The sequence below is a fragment of the Klebsiella sp. 1SOBk10mer genome (assembly GCF_046602535.1).
In the GTDB taxonomy this organism is placed as follows: domain Bacteria; phylum Pseudomonadota; class Gammaproteobacteria; order Enterobacterales; family Enterobacteriaceae; genus Klebsiella; species Klebsiella quasipneumoniae.
Map to the genome: position 1 here is coordinate 714,895 of NZ_JBKIUP010000001.1, position 25,277 is coordinate 740,171.

General features: G+C 54.6%; 32 protein-coding genes. 28 read left to right on the forward strand and 4 right to left on the reverse strand.

Annotation, left to right across the window (positions count from 1 at the left end; all coding sequences use genetic code 11):
• Together ACLH1I_RS03385 and ACLH1I_RS03390 are read right to left on the reverse strand one after the other, a co-directional pair.
• Nucleotides 1–930, reverse strand: a complete 930-nt coding sequence (locus ACLH1I_RS03385; RefSeq protein ID WP_198080048.1) for a tyrosine-type recombinase/integrase — start codon at nucleotides 928–930, stop codon at nucleotides 1–3.
• Between the two features lie 103 nt (nucleotides 931–1,033).
• The gene (locus tag ACLH1I_RS03390; RefSeq protein WP_032426921.1) at nucleotides 1,034–1,333 is read right to left on the reverse strand and encodes a helix-turn-helix transcriptional regulator; all 300 of its coding nucleotides are present in this window, start codon (nucleotides 1,331–1,333) and stop codon (nucleotides 1,034–1,036) included.
• Nucleotides 1,334–1,414: 81 nt separating this feature from the next.
• On the opposite strand from ACLH1I_RS03390, the gene ACLH1I_RS03395 reads away from it, so the two are divergent.
• From ACLH1I_RS03395 to ACLH1I_RS03455, 13 genes are all read left to right on the forward strand, one after another.
• Nucleotides 1,415–1,681 (forward strand): DNA-binding protein, encoded by a 267-nt coding sequence (locus ACLH1I_RS03395; RefSeq protein WP_198080035.1) that lies wholly within the window; start codon nucleotides 1,415–1,417, stop codon nucleotides 1,679–1,681.
• 11 nt (nucleotides 1,682–1,692) lie between these two features.
• On the forward strand, nucleotides 1,693–1,923 hold the full coding sequence (locus ACLH1I_RS03400; RefSeq protein ID WP_227679901.1) for a DUF4761 domain-containing protein: 231 nt from the start codon (nucleotides 1,693–1,695) through the stop codon (nucleotides 1,921–1,923).
• 11 nt (nucleotides 1,924–1,934) lie between these two features.
• Nucleotides 1,935–2,174 (forward strand): DUF4754 family protein, encoded by a 240-nt coding sequence (locus tag ACLH1I_RS03405; RefSeq protein WP_044784288.1) that lies wholly within the window; start codon nucleotides 1,935–1,937, stop codon nucleotides 2,172–2,174.
• Nucleotides 2,175–2,176: 2 nt separating this feature from the next.
• Nucleotides 2,177–2,449: a hypothetical protein gene (locus tag ACLH1I_RS03410; RefSeq protein ID WP_032415217.1), complete on the forward strand. Its 273-nt coding sequence runs from the start codon at nucleotides 2,177–2,179 to the stop codon at nucleotides 2,447–2,449.
• Nucleotides 2,450–2,517: 68 nt separating this feature from the next.
• The gene (locus ACLH1I_RS03415) at nucleotides 2,518–2,742 is read left to right on the forward strand and encodes a hypothetical protein (RefSeq protein ID WP_198080037.1); all 225 of its coding nucleotides are present in this window, start codon (nucleotides 2,518–2,520) and stop codon (nucleotides 2,740–2,742) included.
• A gap of 8 nt (nucleotides 2,743–2,750) precedes the next feature.
• The gene (locus ACLH1I_RS03420; protein ID WP_227679915.1) at nucleotides 2,751–3,320 is read left to right on the forward strand and encodes a 3'-5' exonuclease; all 570 of its coding nucleotides are present in this window, start codon (nucleotides 2,751–2,753) and stop codon (nucleotides 3,318–3,320) included.
• A 232-nt stretch (nucleotides 3,321–3,552) separates the two neighbouring features.
• Complete coding sequence (locus ACLH1I_RS03425) at nucleotides 3,553–3,747, forward strand: hypothetical protein (protein WP_198080041.1); 195 nt, start codon at nucleotides 3,553–3,555, stop codon at nucleotides 3,745–3,747.
• The gene (locus ACLH1I_RS03430; protein ID WP_198080043.1) at nucleotides 3,740–4,687 is read left to right on the forward strand and encodes a DNA adenine methylase; all 948 of its coding nucleotides are present in this window, start codon (nucleotides 3,740–3,742) and stop codon (nucleotides 4,685–4,687) included. Before ACLH1I_RS03425 ends, ACLH1I_RS03430 begins: the two co-directional genes overlap by 8 nt.
• A 264-nt stretch (nucleotides 4,688–4,951) precedes the next feature.
• A complete protein-coding gene (locus tag ACLH1I_RS03435; RefSeq protein ID WP_198080045.1) occupies nucleotides 4,952–5,125 on the forward strand; it encodes a hypothetical protein in 174 nt (57 codons plus the stop codon).
• 138 nt (nucleotides 5,126–5,263) lie between these two features.
• Nucleotides 5,264–6,280, forward strand: a complete 1,017-nt coding sequence (locus ACLH1I_RS03440; protein WP_198080046.1) for a DNA cytosine methyltransferase — start codon at nucleotides 5,264–5,266, stop codon at nucleotides 6,278–6,280.
• Entirely contained in the window at nucleotides 6,273–8,867 is a 2,595-nt protein-coding gene (locus ACLH1I_RS03445) for a replication endonuclease (RefSeq protein ID WP_198080047.1), read from the forward strand. Before ACLH1I_RS03440 ends, ACLH1I_RS03445 begins: the two co-directional genes overlap by 8 nt.
• A gap of 149 nt (nucleotides 8,868–9,016) precedes the next feature.
• Complete coding sequence (locus ACLH1I_RS03450; RefSeq protein ID WP_411302699.1) at nucleotides 9,017–10,588, forward strand: AAA family ATPase; 1,572 nt, start codon at nucleotides 9,017–9,019, stop codon at nucleotides 10,586–10,588.
• Nucleotides 10,578–11,291, forward strand: coding sequence for an HNH endonuclease (locus tag ACLH1I_RS03455; RefSeq protein ID WP_198079595.1), 714 nt, complete (start codon nucleotides 10,578–10,580; stop codon nucleotides 11,289–11,291). The genes ACLH1I_RS03450 and ACLH1I_RS03455 overlap by 11 nt, the downstream gene beginning before the upstream one ends.
• Nucleotides 11,292–11,680: 389 nt before the next feature.
• Here the strand turns inward: ACLH1I_RS03455 and ACLH1I_RS03460 are convergent, their stop codons facing one another.
• Together ACLH1I_RS03460 and ACLH1I_RS03465 are read right to left on the reverse strand one after the other, a co-directional pair.
• The gene (locus ACLH1I_RS03460; RefSeq protein WP_198079597.1) at nucleotides 11,681–12,733 is read right to left on the reverse strand and encodes a phage portal protein; all 1,053 of its coding nucleotides are present in this window, start codon (nucleotides 12,731–12,733) and stop codon (nucleotides 11,681–11,683) included.
• A complete protein-coding gene (locus tag ACLH1I_RS03465) occupies nucleotides 12,733–14,454 on the reverse strand; it encodes a terminase large subunit domain-containing protein (protein WP_198079599.1) in 1,722 nt (573 codons plus the stop codon). Before ACLH1I_RS03465 ends, ACLH1I_RS03460 begins: the two co-directional genes overlap by 1 nt.
• Before the next feature lie 159 nt (nucleotides 14,455–14,613).
• On the opposite strand from ACLH1I_RS03465, the gene ACLH1I_RS03470 reads away from it, so the two are divergent.
• The 15 genes from ACLH1I_RS03470 to ACLH1I_RS03540 all read left to right on the forward strand — a co-directional run bounded on the left by ACLH1I_RS03470 (nucleotide 14,614) and on the right by ACLH1I_RS03540 (nucleotide 25,276).
• On the forward strand, nucleotides 14,614–15,447 hold the full coding sequence (locus ACLH1I_RS03470; RefSeq protein ID WP_198079601.1) for a GPO family capsid scaffolding protein: 834 nt from the start codon (nucleotides 14,614–14,616) through the stop codon (nucleotides 15,445–15,447).
• 24 nt (nucleotides 15,448–15,471) lie between these two features.
• Complete coding sequence (locus tag ACLH1I_RS03475) at nucleotides 15,472–16,521, forward strand: phage major capsid protein, P2 family (RefSeq protein ID WP_032737919.1); 1,050 nt, start codon at nucleotides 15,472–15,474, stop codon at nucleotides 16,519–16,521.
• 47 nt (nucleotides 16,522–16,568) lie between these two features.
• Nucleotides 16,569–17,465 carry a phage terminase small subunit gene (gene gpM / locus ACLH1I_RS03480; RefSeq protein ID WP_198079602.1) on the forward strand — a complete coding sequence of 299 codons (897 nt, stop codon included), beginning with the start codon at nucleotides 16,569–16,571 and terminating at the stop codon, nucleotides 17,463–17,465.
• A 102-nt stretch (nucleotides 17,466–17,567) separates the two neighbouring features.
• Nucleotides 17,568–18,065 carry a head completion/stabilization protein gene (locus ACLH1I_RS03485; protein ID WP_198079604.1) on the forward strand — a complete coding sequence of 166 codons (498 nt, stop codon included), beginning with the start codon at nucleotides 17,568–17,570 and terminating at the stop codon, nucleotides 18,063–18,065.
• Nucleotides 18,065–18,265, forward strand: coding sequence for a tail protein X (locus tag ACLH1I_RS03490; RefSeq protein WP_064169227.1), 201 nt, complete (start codon nucleotides 18,065–18,067; stop codon nucleotides 18,263–18,265). The genes ACLH1I_RS03485 and ACLH1I_RS03490 overlap by 1 nt, the downstream gene beginning before the upstream one ends.
• On the forward strand, nucleotides 18,256–18,537 hold the full coding sequence (locus ACLH1I_RS03495) for a hypothetical protein (protein WP_044784790.1): 282 nt from the start codon (nucleotides 18,256–18,258) through the stop codon (nucleotides 18,535–18,537). Before ACLH1I_RS03490 ends, ACLH1I_RS03495 begins: the two co-directional genes overlap by 10 nt.
• Complete coding sequence (locus ACLH1I_RS03500) at nucleotides 18,534–19,085, forward strand: lysozyme (RefSeq protein WP_198079605.1); 552 nt, start codon at nucleotides 18,534–18,536, stop codon at nucleotides 19,083–19,085. The genes ACLH1I_RS03495 and ACLH1I_RS03500 overlap by 4 nt, the downstream gene beginning before the upstream one ends.
• Nucleotides 19,082–19,477, forward strand: coding sequence for a DUF2570 domain-containing protein (locus ACLH1I_RS03505; RefSeq protein ID WP_198079607.1), 396 nt, complete (start codon nucleotides 19,082–19,084; stop codon nucleotides 19,475–19,477). The genes ACLH1I_RS03500 and ACLH1I_RS03505 overlap by 4 nt, the downstream gene beginning before the upstream one ends.
• Before the next feature lie 144 nt (nucleotides 19,478–19,621).
• Nucleotides 19,622–20,080: a phage tail protein gene (locus tag ACLH1I_RS03510; protein ID WP_198079609.1), complete on the forward strand. Its 459-nt coding sequence runs from the start codon at nucleotides 19,622–19,624 to the stop codon at nucleotides 20,078–20,080.
• Nucleotides 20,077–20,718 carry a phage virion morphogenesis protein gene (locus ACLH1I_RS03515; RefSeq protein WP_198079610.1) on the forward strand — a complete coding sequence of 214 codons (642 nt, stop codon included), beginning with the start codon at nucleotides 20,077–20,079 and terminating at the stop codon, nucleotides 20,716–20,718. Before ACLH1I_RS03510 ends, ACLH1I_RS03515 begins: the two co-directional genes overlap by 4 nt.
• Nucleotides 20,718–21,302: a phage baseplate assembly protein V gene (locus ACLH1I_RS03520; RefSeq protein ID WP_198079612.1), complete on the forward strand. Its 585-nt coding sequence runs from the start codon at nucleotides 20,718–20,720 to the stop codon at nucleotides 21,300–21,302. The genes ACLH1I_RS03515 and ACLH1I_RS03520 overlap by 1 nt, the downstream gene beginning before the upstream one ends.
• The gene (locus ACLH1I_RS03525) at nucleotides 21,299–21,664 is read left to right on the forward strand and encodes a GPW/gp25 family protein (protein WP_198079614.1); all 366 of its coding nucleotides are present in this window, start codon (nucleotides 21,299–21,301) and stop codon (nucleotides 21,662–21,664) included. The genes ACLH1I_RS03520 and ACLH1I_RS03525 overlap by 4 nt, the downstream gene beginning before the upstream one ends.
• On the forward strand, nucleotides 21,651–22,550 hold the full coding sequence (locus ACLH1I_RS03530; protein ID WP_198079615.1) for a baseplate J/gp47 family protein: 900 nt from the start codon (nucleotides 21,651–21,653) through the stop codon (nucleotides 22,548–22,550). The genes ACLH1I_RS03525 and ACLH1I_RS03530 overlap by 14 nt, the downstream gene beginning before the upstream one ends.
• Nucleotides 22,543–23,145 (forward strand): phage tail protein I, encoded by a 603-nt coding sequence (locus ACLH1I_RS03535; protein WP_198079617.1) that lies wholly within the window; start codon nucleotides 22,543–22,545, stop codon nucleotides 23,143–23,145. The genes ACLH1I_RS03530 and ACLH1I_RS03535 overlap by 8 nt, the downstream gene beginning before the upstream one ends.
• A 1-nt stretch (nucleotide 23,146) precedes the next feature.
• The gene (locus tag ACLH1I_RS03540) at nucleotides 23,147–25,276 is read left to right on the forward strand and encodes a hypothetical protein (protein ID WP_198079619.1); all 2,130 of its coding nucleotides are present in this window, start codon (nucleotides 23,147–23,149) and stop codon (nucleotides 25,274–25,276) included.
• Nucleotide 25,277 lies beyond the last annotated feature (1 nt).

Here is a 25,277-nt window from a genome sequence, read left to right on the forward strand (position 1 = left end):
TTAATTCTCCAGAGGATTAAACCGCACTGCATCCTGAAGGTAATCAGGTGCAAGATGCGCGTAAACCATTGTTTGTTGTATGTTCGAATGACCCAGTATTTTTTGCAGGGTCAGAATATTGCCGCCGTTCATCATGAAATGGCTGGCGAAGGTATGCCGAAGAACGTGAACTCCTTGGCCGTCCGGCAGATCCGGAGCTACCTGCTTGATAGTCCGACGCAGCAACTCGTAATCCACGTCCGCAAAAATATCGCCTGTTCCCCGCTCGCACAGCTCACCAAACAGCTTATTGCTGACGGGCACGGTTCTGTTTTTGCTGTTCTTGGTGTTAATAAACATCGCTTTAGAATGAGCAAGATGCGTTCGTCTTAGCTTAACGACCTCACCCCAGCGGGCACCGGTCGCCAGACTTAATCGCGCCGCGAGGTTTTCCGGCTCAGGCAGGGTAGTCAAAAGCTGGTTAATCTGCGACTTCAGCAGGTAGCCCATTTCATGCGCGTGTACTTTTAGCGGTGAGACGCCTTTAAAGGGGTTTTCGTGGTGATAATTCCCGGTTTCAATGAGCGTACCGAACAGAGAAGAAAGCGTTTCCTGTTCGCGATTGAGCGTCTTGGCCTTTATGCCTGCGGCGTACCGGCCAGCGCGATAATCAGCCCAAGTGTTTTTATTTACCTTGTCGGTGACGGGAAAGCCCATCGCCTCATTAACACGCTCAAGCTTACGCCGTGTGCTTTCGCCTGATTTCATGGTCTGGCCTTTGATGCGCCACCATAACTCGATGAGTTCGGAGAATGGGCGCTTGTCCGGAGCTTTGTCTAGCCAGCCCTTATTATGCTGCGAAGACAAGATCCACCGCTCATACTGCTGGGCTTCGGATTTAGTGGCGAATTTTTTTCGTATACGACGGCCTTCGCGACCCTGCGGGCGCATGTCAACCATGTAGCCATCTTTAAGAGATTTAATGCTCACCAGAAAATCCCCCTCTCATGACAGATCCCACCCTTACCCCATCTTTCCATTATGTTTAAAGCAGTTAGCCAACCTTCTTCGCGCTTCGGCGGCTCAATGTTCCGTTTTGCCCATCAGGGGAGAGAGCCGGAGCTATCTGACCGGATGCTTCATTGGTTTCATCGCTCATTAGCCACAAGGTGTACTTTTTGAAGACCTCGTGAGTTGTGATTTTTCTCAGTGTTACCCCACCAGGCTCCATTATCCCAACCTCATATTTCTTAATTGTGCTTATGGAAATACCTGTTAAATCGGCAAATTTTGCCTGGCTTAAATTTTCAGCTTCCCTAATCAGCTTTAGTTTCTCGCTTAGCTCGCTTGACATGGTTCATTCCTATGATCTAAAGTTGGTTCATGTTAATGAACCAATAAAACCCCAAACTACCCAAACAAGGCAGGATAACACATGGCAAGAAACGCAAGAAGAGCCACCACGCCACCTGAAATCAGGGATTTGCCGGGGGATTACCCATTCGGCGATCGTGTTTCTGAGTCCCTGGCCGACTATGCAAAACGTACCGGTTTGACGCTGAAAGCAGTTCAGCACCGCGCAGATAATGGTCGCTTACCGATCATCCAGGCACGCCCACGAGCAAAGCGGGAAGTAAACTTGCTCGCCATCTACATGAACGCCCGCTACAAAGCTGAACGCTTTGTTGAGTCAATGAACTAAAGGGGATAGTCATGCAGAAAGGGAGCGGAATTACGCGAGATAACTTGCCGAAAGTCACCTGGATAAATAAGCACGCCGGGATTTGTTGTGGCTTCACCATTCGCGTATTACCGCGCAGGGTAGGCAAGAAGCGTTATCAAATCATGAAAGACGGTGATTCTTTCGGGATTGATTTTGCGTTATCGGAAGCACGTAAAACGATAAACCGTATTATCACCAATCACCGCTTTATTAATCATTAGGAGAACGGGAAATGAAACGCCTTTATGCTGAACAGATTAATAAAATGCTGGAAGATTATTATTTCAATCTGGAAAACAACCCACAGGGCCGCGAGTCGCATTACGGCGTATTAGCTAGCGGCGTCCAGCACGTTTACGGTGCAGCCTTCTGCATGAATGATGATGACGCCCTCAGCGATCTTCGTCCGTTCGTTAGCGCCATTATGAATGGTGAGATACCGTCACCAGCAGTTGTAGGGCTTGCTGTATGAGTATCTTCACCGAAGAGAAAACATCATGGGAACAGGAGATGCTGATCCGTGAGGCGATAGAAAACGCCGAACAGGGATTTACGGTTCACCTGAGAAACGGTGCGCGTATTGCCGTTAGCCCTGACAGCCCGTCAATTGACTTAATTATTTACGGTCTGGAGAAAACAATTCGCGGTAATCATGAGCGTGCGCGAATGACCTTTATTGATTTTCTGTATTACTGGCATGAGAGGGTATTCAAGTCAATTAAACGAAAGCCACGCCCTAACCACTAATTAACCAGCGTTAAAAACAACGGCATTTATTTTGCCGGGGACTCGTTTTGCCTTTTTCTGGAGGTCGCATGGGGGTTAAGTCAATCAAGCTGGAAAGCGGAATAAGCGATCCGGATTTTGTGGAAATAAGCACCAACGCACGGAAACACGAACGCTCTCACCTGCTGGGCCTGCTGCGTATTTATGTCGGCCTGCTGAAAAAGGAAAGCGCCACCCCGGAAGAGATTTATCAATCAATCGAACGGTGGGTCGATGCCCGCGAATTAACTATTACCGAGGAAAGCAAACAATGAACCATTTAATGATCGACATTGAAACACTCAGCACCCAGCCGAATGCAGTGATTTGCGCGATCGGCGCGGTTTTCTTCGAACCATCAACCGGCAAAACCGGCCCGTCGTTCTATCAGACCATTGATCCGCGCACCTCTCAGAATCGCGGCGCCCATATCAGCGCCGACACGGTGATGTGGTGGCTTAAACAGGACAAGGAACCTATTAGCGAGCTGGTAAGCGCGAAGTCACATGAAATTGAGGTGATGCTGGATTTCGCCAGATTCATTGAAGGCGCATTCCCCGGGGAGGCCACGAAAAAAAATCTGAAGGTATGGTGCAAGGGTGGCTCATTTGATTTTCCGATCCTCAAATCTGCATTTGAGCGCTCATCGCTCGAAGGCGTTCCCATGCTGCCGTGGCATTTCTGGAATGAGTGCTGCTTCAGATCGCTACTCACCGTGGCCGGTGTTATCGGTTACGCCCCCCACCCGCGCCGCTATGTCGCGCACAACGCCTTAACAGACGCCGTCTATCAGGCGGAGCAGGTTTGCGAGATCTGGCAGCGCCTGACCTCTCCGTACTTTGAATCGCTGTGAGGTGCGCCATGTATCCGCGTCTCTCCGTTGTTTGCAGTGCACCGCTGCCAGTCTGCGCCAGGGCGCTTGCCGCCCTGAAATGCTTTTCGCGCGGTCAACACAATTTCTCCCGCGTTAAACCGCATGCCTATCTCGTGATCCGCATTGGCCGCCGCTGGCGTCTGCTGAGTAAGAACGGCGGCAAGCAGTGGCGGCTGATGACTCACGAAACATACAACCAGGAGTACCGCAAATGAAATGGTCGCCTGAATACGCCCGGGGCGCAGTAGCTGCACTTAATGAAGCCAAAGTGATCAACCTCGCAAACGCGACAGCGATCGGTGTACTTGAGGGGCTAGCGGCCGCGAAGACCTTCATTAGCCTGATGAGTCTGGCGATTGACCCGTTAATCAAAAAATACACCGATATGGAGGTGAAAAGTGATTAAGTCACCCATCAAATGGGCGGGCGGCAAAACCCGCGTGATGCCGGAGTTGCTGAAGCACCTCCCGAAAGCTGATTGCCTGGTAGAGCCATTCGTGGGCAGCGGTACCGTGTTTATGAATACGGAATACCGCCGTTACGTTCTCTGTGATACCAATCCCTCGCTAATCAACTTTTTTATCGTGCTCAGGGATAACACCGAACAACTGATCGCATCTGCTCGTAGCCTGTTCATGCGCGGGAACGGCGAGGAAACTTATTACAGCGAACGCCAGTTTTTTAATAGCCTTATGCGCGATCCGGAAGAGGGCAGCGCAGTGATCCGCGCAGCGTTGTTTTTATACCTCAATCGCCACCGCTACAACGGTCTGTATCGCGTTAATGCGTACGGCGAGTTCAATGTGCCATTTGGCCGATATAAGCAACCCTATTTCCCCGAAGCTGAAATGCGCTTATTCGCCGAAAAGGCGCGGGATACCGATGCGCTATTTCTTTGTGATGATTTTCGATCTTCAATTCCGTACATCGCGAAGAATCGTCCGGACTCAGTAATTTACTGTGACCCCCCCTACATCCCGGCCAGCAAAACCGCCAACTTCACCGCCTACGGCAAGCCTTTTGCCTTGGACGATCATCGCGCCCTGGTTACAACGCTGCTCGATGCTCATCACCAGCACGGTACCCGCTCGGTGATATCCAACAGCGACACCCCGGAAACCCGCGAAATCTACTCCGCTTTCAATCTCCACGCCTTCAGCGTCCGCCGCTCTGTCAGCGCCAAAAGCCGCGATATGGCCGGGGAGGTGATTGGCGTGCGTCGTGTCTGCGATGGTTGCGGCCGCTCTGGCGGTGGTAACTGCCCGGACTGCGGGCCAGTGATGGGCGCTTCCACTTACGGCGCAATGGCTGCGGCGGGTGTATTCGACGGGGCGGAGGGATTCTGATGAGTGAGCCAGTCTGGTTAGCAGTAGATCCCGCCGATGAATCAGGGGATTGCACCATCGTGTCAGCACTGATTTACCGCATAACCGGTAGTCAGCAGTGCCACACCTTCACCCTGATTGATTTTAGAGCATTCATCCTTGATGCGAGTGTACCGGTCTCCAGGTCATGCGTATCCGGTACAGGCTACGCGGAACAGGGCATCAGAAAAGGTGGATTCGTGTCGCTACAGCTTCCTTCCGACCTGATGAGGAGTCGCCATTCCGATGAACACCATTGATGCCATCGTGACCCGCGTTCTGGACGTTCGCCCATATCGCCATTTCTGGGTCGTCGAGGTGGAGGCGTTGAGCTGGGGCAGATACAGCAACACGACCATCATCCGCGACAGCGAAAAAGAAGCCCGCCACGTTAATCCCGGCGACACAGTGACGATCTGAGGGCCAGCAAATGAACGAAACCAATTACCGCCGGTTCTGGCGAAACCTTGTTATCTGCTGCGCGATCTGCTCGCTGCTGTTCTGGCTCCCGATGGGTTATCTCGCTTTTCGTGTTTTCTCTGTTATGTGGGGGGCGCTGTGGTTGCTTATTACAACGAAATAGCCCCCCATGCAGCACAGCACCTGCGCAACCTTATCGACGCTGGCCATATTGCGCCGGGCGTCGTTGATACCCGCTCAATTGAGGATGTAACGCCCAATGACCTTATCGGATTCAATCAGTGTCATTTCTTCGCCGGGATCGGCGGATGGTCGCTTGCCCTGCGTCGCGCAGGATGGCCAGACAGTCGCCCGGCATGGACAGCATCATGCCCCTGCCAGCCTTTCAGCGCGGCAGGCAAAGGGCTTGGGTTTGCTGACGAGCGGCACTTATGGCCCTCCGCACATTGGCTTGTCGGCCAGCGCCGCCCTGTCGTGGTCTTTGGCGAGCAATCTGGCAGCGCTGACGCGAACGACTGGATCGACCTTGTACAAGCTGACGTGGAGGCCATGGGCTATGCCTTCGGGGCGGTTGCGTTTCCGTCTGCGAGCGTCGGCGCGCCGCACCAAAGAGACCGTGCTTATTGGGTGGCCGACGCCGATTGCCAGCAATGGGAGGGGCGCGGGGAATTTCAACCGACAGGAGGGGGTAAACCTTCAGACAGCGGCGTTATTATCGGGTTGGCCCACACCGACGGCAACGGACGGGAAGGGCGGTTATCAGGGAGGACGGATCCGCAACGGGAGGCTGTCAACGGACAGGCTGGACGTGGCTGCGCAATTAGCGGGCTGGCCGACGCCAACCACGAGCAACGATCGTTCACCATGCCCGCAAGAGGCTATGCGGACGTATCGCGACAATGGAACAAAGATTCAGAAGCGCTTGCAGGATGTGGCGGCCCTGAGTGGCCCGGCCCGGTTAACGGCTTCTGGCGAGACGCTGACTGGCTCTACTGCCGGGATGGAAAGTGGCGGCCAGTTAGACCCGGATCATTCCCGTTGGCTAATGGGGTTCCCGCCAGAGTGGGAAAACTGCGCGCCTACGGAAACGCTATCAATATTGAAGCGGCGGCAGCGTTCATAAAATCCTACATGGCAGCGGTGGATTATGTCTGATTCCTCTGCTTTGGCATGGAGATGGAATGCTCCACGGCAGGCAATTAGCCCCGACGATACCGAAGATAGCCCTATTGAGTATCTCACCCCAAAAGGCGAGCGTAAGGCGCTCGCCTATGGTGATCTTGTTGACGTCGTTTATCGGGAGCCGCTGCGCCCGCGCGAAGGCGAGGCGCGAGAGGCGTTTGATCGCACAAGGCGAGCTCGCCACCTCCGCCGCCGCGTGCAGGCTCTCCCTGCTTTTATCCGCAAGCGATTCTCTCAGCGACTGGAGTCGCTGGAGCGGCAGGATCCAAAAGCCGCTGTACGCTGGCTGTTTAGCACATTTGAACGTCATGTATTGCGTCGCGTTGATGCCGTAAACGCCCAATATCTGCCACAGGACAACCTTCCAGCAATCCTTTTCCCGCTGCGTGATGATTTTCACTTGCTGCCGTGGGCAGATAAAAAACGCCTGAAACGACTGGCTTATAAGCTCGCTAACCTGATGAAAAGCGAGTTTATGCGCGAGTTTGATTTCCAGTATGAGAAAACCACCGATGTAGAGTTTTCCACGATCTATGCGTATGGCGCGATTGCCAGCAAAGCAACAGCGCTCAATATCGCGATCCCATCATGGGGAAGGTATTGCGATGAGAAACTGGAGGCTGAAGAAGCGCTGCGCGCCGTCGCGCGCCTTCAGTCGGAAAAGTGGTGGTTAAGTAAAATCCGCAAAATACATGACCGCTGGCGTGAGCACCTCATGATCGCCACCGGCTACGTGAGCAAAATAGCATCACCGTATTGCTCCGATCCCTGCTTCAGAGAGTGGATAGCCCAGAAAAAGGCAAACTTTGAATTTCTTCAGGCGATGGAGCTGGAAGATCAGGACACTGGCGAGCGCAGCTCTTTGCTGGACAAGGTCATGGGGAGCACGTCCAACCCCAAAAACGCCCGCGCAGAGCTGATGGTGCGCATGCGTGGCTTTGAGGATATGGCCAATGAGATGGGGTTGGTTGGCATGTTCTACACGCTAACCGCGCCGTCTCGCTATCACTCCACACACGTAAAGTCAGGCAGGCGCAACGATAAATATCGCGACGTCAGCCCGCGCCATACGCAGAAATACCTCTGCAAAGTCTGGGCGAGTGTCCGTGCGAAATGGGGGCGCGAGAAGATACGCACCTTCGGATTTCGTGTTGCTGAACCGCATCACGACGCAACCCCACACTGGCACCTGTTGTTATTCCTGCGCCCGGAAGAGGTGGAATATGCAACGGCTATTTTCCGCAAACATGCACTGAAAGAGGACGGCAACGAGCCGGGGGCGCAGGAGCACCGCTTTACCGTTACGCCGATTGATGAAAAATTTGGATCGGCAACGGGCTATATCGCGAAATACATCTCGAAAAATATCGACGGCTACGGCATGGACGGCGAGTTAGACGATGAATCAGGCCAGTCCGTCAAAGAGATGGCAAAGCGCGTGCGCGCGTGGGCGTCGCGCTGGAATATCCGCCAGTTTCAGCAGATCGGCGGCGCCCCGGTGACCACCTGGCGCGAGCTGCGCCGGTTAGGTAACCGCGAGCTGGTTCTACATCCTGAGATCGAAGAGGCTCGCGCAGCTGCTGACGCGGCGGACTGGCCGGGGTACACCAACGCCCAGGGCGGCCCGTTGGTGTCTCGTGACTGCCTGCGCGTTCGTCTCAGCTACGAATACACCGAGGAGGGCAATGATTATGGTGACACGGTCGCCAAAATAACCGGTGTCTATTGCCCTCTCACCATCCGTGAATCCGTCATTTTTACCCGTACCACCGAATACAAAATTGTACCGAAGCGTAAGCCATCGCCGATCGAGGTCTTGACCTTAGAAGGCCGCGCAGCGGCCCCTCGGAGTTCTGTCAATAACTGTACGGGGCGCGCCGGATCGAACGAAAAACCACCGTCAGAAACGGCGGTATCAGCTGATAAAACCGCGCCCGACGACAGTTCAGTGACAGAACTTCCGCTGAATATCGATGTTTTGAGGCGATATTCACGCCAGCAAAGGCAGGAGATCACCAACAGGCTAAGAAAATCCGCCCGGGAAAGCTCAGATCAAGCCTTCACGCGTACCGCGCGCGGCCTGCGCACGTCGATTGATGACGAAACCGCGCTGGAATGGGGGCCAAAAGTTACCGCCGCGGAAGATATGAGCCTGACGCCGGAAGATGCCGAGCGGCGCTGGCGCGAGCAGCTGCGGATCGAGGCGGAACGGCGCGCAGATAACTACGCGGCCGCGGTTGCGGAGTATCAGAAGAAAAAGGCAGAAGCCGCATTGCGCCAGGCGCAACAAAAAGAAGCGTCGCAAAAACACGGCGTCTCCGAAGAGATGATCGCCAGCATCGGCGCGCAGCTCCGTGACTGTCGGATTTTCGTCAGCGATGAGGTTGTGCGGTCAATAGCCGACGGCGCTCGCCTTCGCCACGGCGGCGGCCTGCTCGCGGCGGAAAATGGCCGGTTGCGTGAGGTGAAGGTATGGCGTTCGGGAGAAAAAGACAAATCAACCAGTGAATATATGGTTGCATGGTTTTTAGTTACTAGATGGCAAAACGCAATAAAATAGATGTAAGAATAGTTGTGATAAATTCTTTTAAATCAATTTGATAACTTACGCTGTCAAATTTATTGTAGTTGCGGCAATTTTTTCTTGAAAAAACAATTAAAATGCTCTAGATAATAAGTTTAATCTAAAAATATCAAAAAGGTCGAGTTATGGGTGGGCAATTCTTAGTTAAAAAAATAAAGTTTAACGATAGACATGTAAATGTAATAAATGAAGATTTGATGTTGTGTAATGATAATTATTTTTCAATAGTGGTTGGTAAAAATGGATGTGGTAAAAGTAGTCTTTTAGAGGCTATTGCCAGAGGTTGTTTAACATTACAAGCACTTCCGAACAGTGAGAGGGAAAGTTCTGGGGAGGATGAATGCAATATTGATTATTACACTGTTAAAAATGACTCTCTTTATAAAGAAATAGAAATGCATTTTAGCTTCGAGGGCGAGGGGTATATAGCTTTGACAACGCATGAGGATGTCAGAGGGAATGGTATGCCTATGTTTACGACAAAATATAAATATCTTATGCCAACTGAAATCCCTAACGTAATATGTATTTCCAATGGTTTTTTTAATAGGTTTCCTGATTTCGAAAAAAACTTTTTATGCTCTAGAAATAACTCTGAGGATAAGTTCAGTAATCTTTCATTGACTCAGTCCTTTGTAACTAAACCAGGGCGAAGGCTGCGAGGTTTGCTTGATGAGTCCATATCCCATGAAATAATATTGGCATTTTTTTCATTGCGATTGAATAATACCTTGCTTTTTTTAAGGAATTTTGGCGTTGCTGGTCTTGTTCGAGTGCTCATAAAACCGAATAGAATGCTACGTGGGGTTGGGGAAAAAGGTATTGTTAATGAATTGGAACTTGATAATTCTTTGCGTGATATAGGTGAGTTTAGACAAGCTAAAAATAGCGATGAGATTCTACCTTCGCTTAAGGTGGCTATTCATGATACATTTGAGACTCTTTTTTCTAATATACAATTAGAGCTGAGACAAATAGATATTGAAAGAGAGTTTAATTATATCTGTTTTCCATTTTCGTTTTTATTAAATACTGCCATTGATAATGATTGGGGGAGTGACGGTGCCGAGCTTGCCAAAAATATAACGTTGTTATCAGAGTATAATATAATTCAAGTTGAAGATGTCTTTTTGCCCAAAGGGTGGGATGATGTTCGTTTAAAAAAAATGAGCTCTGGTGAGTTATGTATACTGCTGATGCTTTTTAAAATAAATTCTAAAATAAAAGACAATTCACTAATATTAATTGATGAGCCAGAAATAAGTCTGCACCCAGCATGGCAAAAAGAAATAATCCCATCTCTTGAGAAGTGTTTTTCATCATATAAAGGATGTCATTTCATTATTGCAACACATTCGCCACAAATTGTCTCAGGTATTCCTGAAGAAAACTCATGCGTCGTCCTCCTTGAGGAACCAGGCAAGGTTATAAAGGGAAAGGATGTGCATGGTAAATCATCTGACTTCCAATTGTTCAATACATTAAATTTTGCTGGGGATTCTAATGAATATATTATCAGGGAATTGTTGTTGATAATATCTAAAATTGATACATCACAGACTTTAAGTGATGAGGATGAGAGATTTCTGATGCATGCGGCTCATTTATTAAAAGATGCCGAGGAATATGATACAGCCAAATATTTATTGTTACAAGCAGTAGCTTTGGTTGAAGGGCGCAAAAATAATGGAAAATAAAAAATGCTTGCTTAACCCTATTGTGTTTTCTAAAGATTTGCTGCATTTTATTAATTCCTATGATGGTAAAGATTATCATATGTGGGGGCGGGACTGCGAGGAAATGAAAAAAATAAGAAGCGAGTTGCGTGAGCATTATCGGCCAGAGCAAAACAATTTATGTTCATATTGTAGGCTTGAGAATCCACAGTCACACGGACTAAGTTGGGATGTGGAACACATCGCACCAAAAAAAGATTTCCCGCAATACTTATTCGAGCCTCGGAATCTTTCTCTTTCTTGTAAAGATTGTAATAATTATAAAAATAAGAAGCCTGTTGTAAATGATGAGCTGATCAAGAATGATGCACCTTATCCTGAAAGTGGTGATGTTTTTAATATAATTCATCCACACTATGATGAGTATGAATGTCATATACAAACAACTAAGGTGGATAATAAATATATTTATAAGCCGGTGTCTAAAAAAGGCTGGGCAACATATGAGCAATGTAAATTATCAAGGTTCGCTACTTACCACAGCCATAATATTAATAATGCTAATGTTGCTGAGGCATTACTACTCAGGCTTCAAGAATTGAGCCGAAGCGGAAAAATAGTAATATCTGAGGTAGATATGAGTTTGATAGAAGATGACCTTAGTACGAAGCCTCTTGAAATCGTAGTCGAAACGGCTTTCAAATCTCATTTTTCAGAAGAGTAGCAATAGAAAAAACGGCGGACAATCAAGCACAAATTTGCACAATTTTTGAAGTGCCATTTTTGCTACGCAACGCCAGCACTGGCGGGGCCCGGACGGTTCGCAAAAGTGCACAAAAAGACGCATGTTTAGCGCGCAGGCGAGGCGGGGGAGCAAGCGCGCGCTTTGGGGGTAGGGAAGGGGTCGGCATACCTCGCCAAAAGCCGCCTGACGGGCGCGCACTTTCGCGGTGCATCAGGCGAGCGGACAGGTAAAAGCCCGCCAGAATGGCGCTGGCTGCGTCTGGTTGGGGATATGGCGTTGAGATTTTGCAGGCTGGCCGACATGGCCGGGAATGGTGGTGCTGCAGGTCGGTACCACACCGCCGGGAATGGCGGTGCGGTACCTTCAGATTACTTCGGGGTTTCCAGCAGGGCGTAAGGGTTGAAGCGGATCGCCTCTTCGCCCAGCCAGTCGTTAACATGCTTCATCGCTTCCATCACCGGCGTCAGCTCGTTGACTGCGAATACCCTTGCCGCCTTCTCGACGTCGCCGAACGATCCGTTGCCTTCCGGGATGGCACCCATCAGTTGCGGTGGAACACGGTGAGCCGCGAGCATGTCGTCACGCGTGGAGGATTTCACGCCGACAAACTCATCCTTTGCCGATATCTGGCTGAACGGCAGGATTTGCACGGCATCTTTGCCGACACCGGGCGCACTCAGCAGGATGTTTTTAAATGCCCCGCCTCGCCGGGTGTCGGTCAATGTCTTCTTCAGGTTCTCCAGACTTTCCCCGTCAGCCACTGCGCTGCTGACGTAGACAATACAACCGGCATGCGACCCGTTGTCGTAGTAGAGCTTACGGAACTTGTCGGCGGAGTGGGCCAGATTGGCCGACAGCAGACCGGCGAAGTACTCCGGCATGCCGTAGATCTCCTGGTGAATATCCGGGTTGATCACATGGCACACCGAACCGGTTTCGAACTGGTGATCATCAAGGCCGGACTGAATAAACCAGTATGTGTCAAGGTCGGAGCCTCGCCGGGTGTACTTCGCCAGCGAGTTACGAAAGCCCATTGGCCCATGCAGGCGGTTGCGGCGCATCTCAAGATACGCATTGCCGAACACAAACCAGTCGAGCGCAAAGGCGCTGAACGCCTGGCGCGATAACAGTTTGTGTGGGATAAAGCATCCAGCCAGCACGTTACGCTTGAAGAACAGCGCCGACTGGTGCCAGCTCGCATAGCCGAACTGGCGGGCCAGTCCGTACCAGCTGATCGGCGTCTCGTAGTACCGGCCATTGTTGGCGCAGTACATGTTATCCAGCAGGTCATGAGCACCGGTCACCGGCCACGGGCCGTCGAACGTGAACGCGCTCAGGCCGGGGGCTGACTTCAGCGCGTCGGCGAGGTCGGCTTGCTTGCTGGCATACTGCCTGCCGCGCGGGGGTTTTCGTCTGCTCATCAGTACTCCATAACAGTCATTGTGTTACCGCCTTCCTGACCCAGCGGCTCGTTAACAGTGGCGAGCATGGTTGCCCAGGCAAGGTCGCCGTGACTCACGCCACGGGCGCGGTCAGTGTCGTAAGTGATAACGCCGCCGGGCGTGACAACCTTGCGCACGGCACTGAAGGCGGTGATCAGGTCATACTCGCCCCGGTCATATTCCCAGCGACCGGCGCGAACAAGTTGCAGCATTTTAAGTACCAGCATGCGCTTGCTGGCTGGGGAGAACTGGTAGCATACCGCCGCCGGGAAACGTTTTTTCACGAGCTGGTAAACCGCCTCGCCAATACCGCTGCCATCAATACCAATGTGCTGCACGTTGTAGCGCGTGAGCATGTTGATAATCATGGCGGCCTGCGCCTCGAACTCCATGCCGCGTATGCGCTGCGTCTCAATCGTTCGGAACTTACCGCCCGGGATCAGTGGCGCCGCGTTAACAGAGATGGCCCCGCTGTCGCCTTTGCCGCTGGCTCCGTTGGGGTCGTATCCAATCCATACCGGGCGATCGGCCATCGGGCGCATGGCGTAGGGCTTCCAGTCCGGCCACTCGTCATAGCCGTCAGCACCGCAGCTCAGCAGCATGTTGTAGTCAAACGCGGTTTCACCGTTCTTGATGAAGGTACAGGCGTAGAGGTTGTCGTACTCTTCCGGGCTGTTTTCCTCGCGAATTTCATCAATATCAGTGAGATCCCAGCCGTGATCGACTGCATCCTGCAACGTGACAATCTGGCGCCAGATTTTGTCCGGACACATCAACCCGCTGTTCAGCGTTTTCCAGGACGTGTCGAACTCCACGCGCTTACCGTGGCTGCGGCCTTTGTTGAAGGCTTCACCCGACCAGAAGGGGTACGCTTCATGACTCTCCGCTGACGGCGTCGAGAAGTAGGTGCGCGTCAGCCCCTTCAGGGTCGCCATCGCGCCGGCCACTTTCTTCAGGTTGGCAAACTGCCCGACCCAGAAAAACTCATCAAAGTACAGGTTGCCGGTATACGACTGCGCGGTTGCGGCAGACGTACCGAGAAAGTGAAGCTCTGCACCGTTAAACAACTGGATCATGTCGCCGCCTTTCAGCTCAACGTCTACCTCTTCCGCTGCCGAACGAATGAAGCTGCGGAACTGGTACGCCTGACGACGGCTCGCTGATAAAAAGATCTGGTTACGCTGATGTTTGTACTTCACCTCATCAGACAGCGCGCGCAACAGCGCCTCGCGGGCAAAGTACCAGGTCGCACCAATCTGACGGCTCTTCAGAATGGCCCGGTTGCGGTGGTGATGGTTCTCATACCAGGTTTTCTGATGCCAGTGCAGTGAGTCGATAATGTTGGCCCGCAGCGCGGAGATCTGCGCCTCTGAGAAGAAGTTCTGTTTCTTGCGGATCTTCTTCTTCGGTTGCGTCGCTGGCGTTCCGTTGTCCAGCTTCTTGAGCTGTCGCGTCAGCAGGTCAATTTCCTTGAAGTCGCCACCGGTTTTTGTGTCCTTACTGGTGAGCTGGATCAGTCGTGCATCAATGGACGTCGTAACGCGCTGGATCGGTGGCGTGGTGTCCCATTCGTCACGTTTTTTCCATGAGTAAATCGTATTCTGATTGATACCCATCAGGCGCGCGATCTCCGCCGGGGGATACCCCTGCCAGTAGAGCTGCCGTGCCCGCAGCATGATGAATGCTTCTTCAGTCGCCATTAATCCTCCTCGCTTCCTGCCGGGGAGATTAACCCGCGCGCGCGTGCCCTTTCGCCCGCTTTTGGTTGTGGCAATCCCCTCACAACAACAACGCGTTGAGCGCGTGCGCCAGCCCCTGCCATCATCTCCGGGAACTCAAAAACCAGCGAGTAAACGAACATGGCAGGCACAGCTAAACCCCGTAAGAAGTTTCGCGTTGCCGTCTCCGGGAATACCGTGGATGGCCGCGAAATTCAGCCGCAACACCTCCGCGATGCGGCGGCGAACTACAGTCCGGAGGTGTACGGCGCACGCGTCAACATTGAACACTATCTCTCTATGTTTCCGGGTAGCGATTTTGGCGCAATGGGAGATGTGGTGGCACTCAGCACCGAAGACATTACCGATGGCCCGTTAGCCGGGCGAACGGCGCTTTATGCTGAGATCGAACCATCTGATCGCATGGTGCAGATGACCAATAAAGGCCAGAAGGTCTACTCCAGCATTGAGCTGCATCCGCAGTTCGCTCTTAACGGTAAAGCCTATGTTGTCGGGCTGGCAATGACTGACACCCCGGCAAGCCTGGGTACCGAACGCCTCAAGTTTGCGGCACAGCAACGCGCATCGGTGATGGCCTTCAACAACCAGCAAGGTGAGGCGCCAATGTTTACCGAGGCCCTGGAGGCCGAAGTGATCGAGCTGGCTGTACAGCGCAGCGATGAGGGTAAGCAGTGGTTTAACCGGGTCATGGGCATTCTCGGCAAGGGGCAGAAAACCGACGATCAGCGCTTCGGTCAGGTGCATCAGGCTGTTGAAGCGGTGGCGCAATCACAGGTTGATCTTGGCGAGCAGTTCAGTACTGCCGAACAGGAACGCCAGCAGGACAAAGCCACTATCCAGAAGCTGACCACTGAACTTGCCGCACTTCGCCAGCAGCTTGAAGGGACGGACGGCAATTTCAGCCAGCGCCCGCCGGCCGGCGGTGGCGACAGCGCGCAGCTCGCTGACTACTGATATCCATAACGAGAGATCCCGCACATGAGAAACCCTACCCGTAAGCTGTTTGACAGCTACGTTGCCCGCCAGGCGCAGCTTAACGGCGTCAGCGCCGCTGCCGTTGCGGCACAGTTCAGCGTTGACCCGACCGTACAGCAGCGTCTTGAAGCTGCCGCGCAGCAGGATGATGCCTTTCTGAAGCTGATTAACGTCTTTGGCGTTGAAGAGCAGATCGGCCAGAAAATCCTGATCGGCAGCAAAGGCCCGCTGGCGGGCGTCAACAACAGCACCACCAACCGCCGCAATCCCGGCGCTAACGACAAGATGGATCCGTACAACTATCTGTGCCGTAAAACCAACTACGACTACGCCGTCAGCTACGCGCAAATGGATGCGTGGGCGCATCAGCCGAACTTCCAGCCGCTTATCAGCTCGGCGATGGCCCGTCAGATGTCGCTTGACCGCATCATGATCGGCTTTAACGGTACCAGCTACGCCGACCCGTCAGACCGCGCAGCGAATCCGCTGTTGCAGGATTGCGGTATTGGCTGGCTGGAGAAAATCCGCCTTGAGGCTGCACACCGTCGCATTACCGGCGTGACGATCACCTCGCGTGACCAGAACAACGCCATTGTCGCCCAGGGCACCTATGGCAACGTAGCGGCGGCGGTCTATGACGCTAAAAACAGCCTCATGGACGAATGGCATAAGCGCAACCCTGACAACGTGGTGATTTTGTCCGGCGATCTGCTGACAACCAGCAATTTCCCGACCATCAACGCCATGAGTCAGACTAACCCGAACACCGAAATGCTGGCCGGTCAGCTGATTGTGGCGCAGGAACGCGTAGGTAACATGCCGACCTTTATCGCGCCTTACATGCCGGGTAACGCCATCCTCATCACGCCGTTTAAAAACCTCTCGATCTACTACCAGCGTGGCGGTCTGCGCCGGACGATCAAAGAGGAGCCGGAATACAACCGCGTGGCAACGTATCAGTCCTCTAACGATGACTTCATTGTTGAGGATTACGGCGCGGTGGCCTTTATCGACGGCATCACCTTCGCTGAAAAAGCAGAAGGCGGCGAGTAACCGTGCACAGGGCGGGCTACGGCCCGCCGTTATTCGGGGAAGAGATAATGCTGACACCGGCACAAAAACATTTTCAGAAGGTCATGGCTGAGCGCCATGGCAAAACCGACGATCTTTCGGATACAGCCAGAACGGCGCACGAGCAAATCATGCACCGGCTGCGCATGGATCAGAGTGCATTGAAGCGAGTGCAGTCTGACCAGGCGAAAGCGGCCATGAAACGGCAGTTGCTGCCGCATTACGAGGGCTGGATTGAGGGCACGCTCGACGGCGACAGTGGCCGACAGGATGAGGTGATTGTCACCCTGATGGTCTGGGCGATTGATGCCGGTAATTACGCGCTGGCTGCCCGCATTGGTCGCTACGTCGTCACGCACGGCCTGCTGATGCCTGACCGCTTCAACCGTACCGCCGCTACCGTTCTGGTCGATGAGATTTGCGATCCGATTCTGGTGCAGGTCAAGGCAGACGATACCACCGACGTCACGCCATATCTGGCGGTACTCGGTGAAGTGGCGGAGTTCACCGCCGGCAGTGATATGCCCGACGTGGTTCGCGCCAAGCTCTGCAAGGTGCGCGCCTTTGCGCTGCGTAACGGCACAACTGAAGAGCAGGCGACCGCGCTGGAGTTGTTGCGCCAGGCGCTGACGCTTGATGCGGGCGCCGGGGTGAAAAAAGAGATCGACCGGCTGGCTCGTGTGGTGAAAAAAGCCGCCGCGCAGACAGGCGCTGACGGGACTGAGAGCACCGATGGTTCCGATGGCACTGGCGATGCTGACGGAGGCGCCGCAGCGGACAGCGCGGGGGCGGGAGACGCTGCAGCATCGTCAAATCCGGCGGTGGCGGCCAGCGCCACAGCGACAAAAGCCACCCGAAAAAGCACAACCCGTAAACCAGCGGCGCGCAAAACAACAGCGAAAAAAACGCCTGCCGCTAAAAAATAACCGACTTGCGCCCCGTGCGCTGGCGGCGCGGGCGGAGATCTGCAACGCATGGCGTTTGCTTTTCTCCGTCTGCTCACCGCCACCCATTCAGGAGACGACGCGATGAGCCTTGTAGCCGGTCGCACTGTTACCCCCTCTGCGGAGGACGTGCCGGACACTGACGACGGTGGCGAGAAAGTCACCGCCGGGGAGTTCTGGCCGGAAATCGCCCTGAGCGATGTGCGCATGGAAATGCGCATCAATGGCGCGGTGACGACTTCGCGCCTGAAACAGGCCGTGATCGAGGCTGTCTCGCACACTCTCGACCAGCTTGCTGACTGGCAGGCCGGACAGATAGCAGCAGGGTACGCCCGACTGGCTGACGTCCCGGCGGTCAGGGTTAACAGCGAGAGTATTAAGGTTCATCGCTTCCGTCGGGCGGTATTCAGTATCGCCCGCGCGCACATCCTCGGAACGAATCGGGACGTGGACACCACCGGTGATGCAGGCGAGAAGCGCGCCGTTGCACTGGCGTCGCAGGCCGATGATATGTGGCGCGATGCACGCTGGGCGATATCCGACATTCGCGGCACTGTGCGCAATTCTGCGGAGGCATTCTGATGAAAGTGCAGGCATTGCAGGGCGACACCGTGGATTTGCTGTGCCAGCGGCACTACGGCACCACGCAGGGCGTGACCGAAATCGTACTGGCCGCCAATAAGGCGCTGGCCGGTCAAATCTTCCTTGGGGCGGGGCAGGTAGTGGAGTTGCCAGAAATCAGCACCACGGCGGCACAGGAGACCGTACAGCTATGGACTTAATCAATCGCATCTGGAATGGCGTGACGTACTCCTGGTCAACGCTGCTGACCAGCATCGGCGTGATGACGCAAAAGGACTGGCTGGCGGCCATCGGTGTGCTGATCGGTATTGCTGCCGCTGTATTCGGCGAGCTGCATCGTCGTCGCATGGCACGCATCCAGGAGACAAACAACACGCTGCTGAACGAACTGATCGACGCCATTCGAGACGATACCGAGAACCGCCAGGACGTTAAAGAGCTGATCCGCAGTATCCGGGGAGCACAGCGATGAAAAAACGCATTATTGCCTGCTCAACTGCGGCGATCATCTCGCTGGCCGCCACGCTATGGCCGCAGACGCTGCGAACCAGCCCGGAAGCACAGCAGAAAATGGCGAAGTACGAGGACTGCCGTAAGACCCCGTACTACTGCCCGGCAGGTGTGCTGACAGTGGGGATCGGCTCCACCTCAAAGGTAGAGAACCGCCAGTACGCCGAGGGCGAGATTGCCGAGCGCTGGGTTAACGATCTGATACGTGCCGAAAAATGCACCAACCGCGAGTTTAACGGCGCCGCAGCACCGCAGAAGGTTTTTGAAAGCATGACCGATGGCAACTTTAACGTCGGCTGTACCGGGCTGGGGTGGTACACCAACAGCAAAGGCCAGAAGGTACGAACCACCCTCTGGCGCCATGCGCAGGCGGGCAACTGGAAGGGCGTTTGCGAACGGCTGACGGACTTTGTCAATTCCGGCGGTGAGCGCTCGCAGGGGCTGGTCAACCGCCGGGAAGATTTTCAGGCGTGGTGCTTATCCGACCCCGCGCTGAAGGGGGCGAAATGAAAGCGATAGCCATTCTCGCCATCGTGATGTTTGTCCTGCTGATTACCGCCGTCAGCGGCCTTGCGTGGCAAAGTCATAAGCGCGAACAGGCAGAGAAATCACTGACCAGCACCCGGGAAGAACTGAAACAGACCGGCGACGTGCTGGCCGAGGTCAGGGCGCTACGCCAGGACTTCAGCCAGGTGGAAGCCGGACTGAAGAAACTAAACCAGCAGCGAACAGCAACGGGAGAGCACCGACGTGAAAACATCAAAACCGCACTGGCCGGTAACGGCTGCGCCGCTGCTCCTGTGCCTGTTGTTGGTGCTGACAGCCTGTACCAGCGAGCCGAAGAAGTCAGTACCGCAGATTATTCAGGAGCCTTTACCGGAAAGTCTGACGGCAAAAACTGACGTTCCACCACCACCGGACAGGCCGATGACGTGGGGCGGGCTGGCTGTCTGGACAGATTCATTGCTTGACGCACTGGATACCTGCAACGCCGATAAGGCGGGCATTCGTGAACTGGAACTGCGGCGTATCGCCAGGGGGATAAAGTGAAAAAAGCGGAACTGCTGCGTGCTGCGCTGATTGCCGGTAACACATGGTGCAAGGCCAACCCGGAGATGATCACTGTCTGGGTGGAAAAAGGCCATATCCAGATCGAGGCGACCGGCGAAGCGTCGTTCATGTATCACTACACCATCCAGGTACTGGCGATGGATTTTCCCGGCCAGATTGACGATCTGATGTTGCCGTTGCTGGCGTGGATTTGGCAGCAGCAACCCGATCTCCTGCTGAACCCGGACAATAACCGCAAGGTGGAGTTTGACGCCGATATTATCAACGACGACGTCGCCGACATTCTGTTTAAAGTGCCGGTCTGGGAGCGCGTCATAGTGACCACGGAAAACGGTACGCAGAAAGCGGAGCACCTGGCCGAATCGCGCCCCCGCTTTAGCGGCAGTGAGTGGGAAATGGTCTTCAATCCGGAATCGGGAGGCGCGCTGGCATGAGCAATAACGACGCACTCTTCAGCCAGCTTGATGAGGTATTTGCGACCATCCTGTCGGGCATGTCTCCGGCAGGGCGGCAGCGTACCGCCCGCAGCGTCGGAACCATGCTGCGTCGAAGTCAAAGCCAGCGTATCGGCAGGCAGGAAGCACCTGACGGGTCGACGTTCCCGACCCGCCGCCGTCGCGTGCTGCGCTCACAGGCCGGGATCGGTTTTGTCTGGCAGGGTGAAAACCGTCGTCTGCGCAACTGGCGGGCCACTCGCGGCCCTCATGGCCGCATGCTGACCGGATTTGATGAAGAACGCGGCGCGGTTCGCTCGTTCTACAGAGAAGACATTGAGCGCTATCTCGATATCAACTTTAACGAGACGCGCCGCAATACCACGAAAGCCGATCCTATGTTCCGCCGCCTGCGTACCGCTCGTTTTCTCAAAACCAGCGCCACACCTGACGGTGTCGAGGTGGGATATTCCGGCGTCGCTGCGCGTATCGCCCGCGTCCATCAGCTCGGCCTGCGGGACAAAGTCAACGACAGTGGCGCGATGGCAACCTACCCGCGCCGTGAACTGCTGGGCTTGAGCAAAGCAGATCGCATGGCAATAGCTCGCCAGGTGATCGACTCGCTGGGGGCGCGCTGATGGATTTCGTCGAACTGCTTCGCTCGCTTGAGAACGTCGTACGCACCGGCACAGTAATGGAAGTCGACGAGGAAAAATGGCGAGTTCGCGTGCAAAGCGGCGGACTTGAAACCGCATGGTTACGCTGGAACGCGCAGCGGGCCGGGGCGTTTAAAGTCTGGGTGCCGCCGTCAGTCGGTGAGCAGGTCTGGTTTTTGTGCCTGGGCGGCAACACCAACGTAGCTTTAATCGGTGGCAGTTTGTACAGCGACGATAACCCGGCACCGGGTGCATCGCGTAACGAGATGGTGGTGACGGCGCCAGATGGCGCGACGTTTCGCTATGACGCGGAGGCGGGCGCATTGCAGGTGAAGGGCATCAAATCGGCAGTGATTGAGGCGTCGGTGATCGTCACTCTGGATACGCCAGAAGTGAACTGTACCAACCTGTTGCGCGCGAAAAATCTTGATATCGCTGAAGGCGGAGAAATGCGCGGCAACTTCACTCACACCGGCGGTAAGTTCACGTCCAACGGTGTGCAGGTGGATGATCACAGTCACGGCGAGGTTGAGCGCGGTGGCGACTGGACGGTGGGCACAAAATGACAGAGCGCTATCGCGGTATGAATACCGCAGGTACCGGCACCCTCACCGACGAGGATCATGTGTGGCAGTCGGTTAACGATATTCTGCTGACGCCGGTTGGTAGTCGCCTGATGCGCCGTAACTACGGCTCTTTGTGCCCTGACCTTATAGACAGCCCGCAAAACGACGTCACCCGCCTGCAGCTGATGAGCGCAGCAGTCATCGCGCTGGCGGCATGGGAGCCACGGATAGTACTGGACACGATCAACGTGACGTACTCCGCCAGTGGTGCCGTGACTGCCGAACTCTCCGGCATGCTGACGGAAACGATGGAAAAAAGCACCCGCGCGGTGACATTAAGGAGCACCAATGCCAACGATTGACCTTTCACAGCTGCCATCGCCGACCATTATCGAAGAGTTGGATTTTGAAACCATTCTCGCCGAGGTGAAAGCGGTCATGGTGGCCGCGTTCCCTGATGATCAGCAGTCCGCTGTTGCGGCAGCGATGACGCTGGAGTCCGAGCCGCTGAACATCATTGCTCAGGCGATGGCATACCGCGAACTGCTGCTGCGCCAGCGCATCAATGAAGGGGCGGCGGCCTGCATGCTGAGCCACTCGACCGGCGACGACCTGGACAATATCGCCGCCAATCTGGACACGGAACGTCTGGTCATCACTGAAGCGACGGACACCGCCGACGCTGTAATGGAAAGCGACGAAGCCCTGCGCCTGCGCGCGCAGGCCGCGTTCGAGGGGATGAGCGTGGCCGGGCCGTCGGCAGCCTATGAGTATTTCGCCCGCAGCGCCAGCGGCCAGGTCTCTGACGCGCGGGCAACCAGTCCGTCACCGGCGGAAGTGGTGGTAGCGGTGCTGTCTACCGAAGGCGATGGCACTGCGTCGGCGGCACTGCTGGCCGCCGTTGCTGCCGCCGTCAATGACGAAGAAGTGCGCCCCCTGGGGGACAGGGTGACGGTACAAAGTGCAGAGATCGTGCCGTACACGATTGACGCCACGCTGTACCTGTATCCCGGCCCAGAGTCGGAACCGATTATTAACGCGGCGATGGCGTCACTTCAGACATTCCTTGCTGATAACGATAAGAAAATCGGCCGCGATATTGTGCGTTCTGCCATCTCCGCCGCCCTGCATGTGCAGGGGGTACAACGTGTGGTGATTAATGCACCGGCGGACGATCTGCAGATCGACAACACCCAGGCGGCACGTAATACCGGTTACACCGTGGACAATGGCGGAACGGATGAGTAATTCACTGCTCCCCCCGTCTTCCACCACCTGGCTTCGCAGCACAGAGGCGGCTACCGCCAGATTGTCCGCGATTACGGTAGCCCTTCGCACCTTGTGGACGCCGAACGCCTGCCCGGTAGATTTACTGCCGTACCTGGCCTGGGCGCTGTCGGTAGACCGGTGGGATAAGAACTGGCCGGCCGTTAAAAAGGTCACGGCTATTCAGCAGTCATACTGGCTGCATCGCCGAAAAGGCACTCGCGCCGCCGTGCGACGAGTGATTGAAGATATGGGGGTTTCTGCCACGTTCGCGGAGTGGTTTGACGTCGGCGACGAGCCCGGAACGTTCAGGCTTGAAGTGGACGTGAATGACGTCGGACTGACGCCAAAAACACTGGACGAATTAAACCGCCTGGTTGCTGACGCAAAACCGGTCAGCAGACATTTATCCCGAATGACCATATCGACCAGCTCACAAGGGGATATCTGGACAGGACTGGCCTTGTTTGACGGGGATGTTATCAGCGTTTACCCGCCGGGTTATCAGCCTGATGGCAGCATTCACTACGACGCGCAGCAGTATTTCTTTGGTAGCGTGACTTTTTCAGGAAAGTGATATGAATATTCCAGAAGCAATTAGCTGGGTTGATTTTATCTATCAAATCGCCCGGGAGGATAAGGTTGAAGGGGGAACCGGTGGCGTTGCCAATCTTCAGGCAAAGCAGCTGGCAGACCGTACGCAGTTTCTGAGAATGCTTATCGAAAGCATGTCAGATTACCGCGAGTATACGTTTATTAAAACAGAGGCAGACCCGGACGGAACGATCGCCGGCCTCAACAGTACGCCTGCCGGGAAAATGTTTCGTGTGGCTCAGAGCGGCGCGGAAATACTCAGTTTTCGTTACTACCTCAATAATTCTGGTGTAGCTGAAGAGGTCACCGGGTTGCTGGGGAGAGGCTCCATCACGAATAACATTCGCACGTTTGATTCACTCTCTCTTGCTGAAGAGGATTTGTCTGTCGGAAATATTTTACCCGGCGCGCGCGTTTATATTCGCAGCGCCGACAATTCAGCCATTGCTGATGAATATATTAATCTTGACGGCGTGCTTGAAAAAACCGGGGAATACATTCCGTCAAAAGACGGTGTCGTTAAACCTACTGATGAATACCGCGATGGAGTTAATTACGCCTGGGGAAAGGTTATGTCCAGCGGGGAAATACTTCCGGGTACTCTTCAGGGAATGGACGGATTGCCAGCGCCTGAAAACGTCGCAGCATACGCTGCCAAAGGCGTGGCGGTCTATCAGCTTAATCCCGCAGATATTCCGGCAGGACATGCGATTATCAAAGACGGCATTGTATTGCTGGAAGCCGACCAGTCGGGGCGCCTTAATTACCTCCCACCGCTCAATCGTCGCGCGCGGCAGTCGGTGAATCAACGCCCTGAAATGGTCCTCACGCCGCTACCCGCATCAGTACGCGCGGCAGTCGAACTACTCGCCGAGCGTGCCTGTAAATACATGCTTTCAACGTGGGTGCCGACATGGGTTCCCCTGGCTGGCGGGACCGGGCTTCCGGCCACTGGCTCGACGATGGACAGCATAGAGCAATACCCGCTGATGCTGGCCGCAGTAGTTCACTGGATAAGCTGGTGTGATGCCGGTTACGCGGCCTGGGATGAAACGTTTATTGGCGTCAGTTATGACACTGCCGTTTCCTGGATTGTGCAGGGGCTGGATTTAGTGGTAAGTGCGCATCTGGCAAACGGTGGTTGGTGGGGAGGCCCGCCGCCGCCGTGGAGTGAAGCCTCTGAGGCTGTTGCGGTGACATTCGGTTCACAGGCGGCAGAGCTGGCGCGTAACGTAGCCAGCCACTGCGACCTGATGGGAGCCCACCTGACGACAGCCCAGAAAACAAAAGTCACGGCAATGGTGGTGCATGAGGCTAACCGCTTTGTGAAATACACCCCCAAATACCGCTGGACGCGCCCGGATATCCGGGGGCAGGTGGCGGATAACTACCCGACAGGCGATTCCAAATCAGAAGAAATCGCCTGGAATCTGGCTATCCTCGCCCGTGCACTGATTTTAGCTCCGGATAATGCCAATGCTGAGCGCTGGGCCGAGCGGATGATTACGATGCAGATTGCGGCGCTGGGCGACAGAAACGACCTGACTGAGACGATGACGATTAACGGGCTGGCACCCTGCGACGTGATGAACGGGACAAACGTTAACCCGACCCGCCTCGTTGAAAACCACGGTGTCGCTGATGGGCAGGACGTGTCCCGCTGGTACACGATGGCTTCACTGTCAGGCAGTGAATGGATGCTGCGTACCTTCCTGCTGGCCGGGAAGCCGGTACCCTCGGCTGCGATGTGGCATATGGCCGACACCCTGCGCGCGCTGGCCTACAACCCGGATGGTTCGGTGTGGAGCATGGACTGGAGGGAGCCTGTCGGCGAACTGTCCTATGCACCGGCGATTGCCTACATGTTTGCCGAGCCTCGCCAGGACTATATCGATACGCTGCTGCACCGCCTGGCGATTTTTGCTGGTCAGCAGGACGACACCACCGGGGCGTTGCCTGCCGGGGCGTTTAACTGGCCGGTGTATGGTTCTTCCCAGCCTGGCGAGTTCCTGAGTTACATCCGTCTGTCTGACCGCATGCAAAACCCGCTGACCTGTCCGCGGGCCACCAATGCACATTTCGCCAGCCTTGCCGCTATTTACCGGAGCGTTTAAC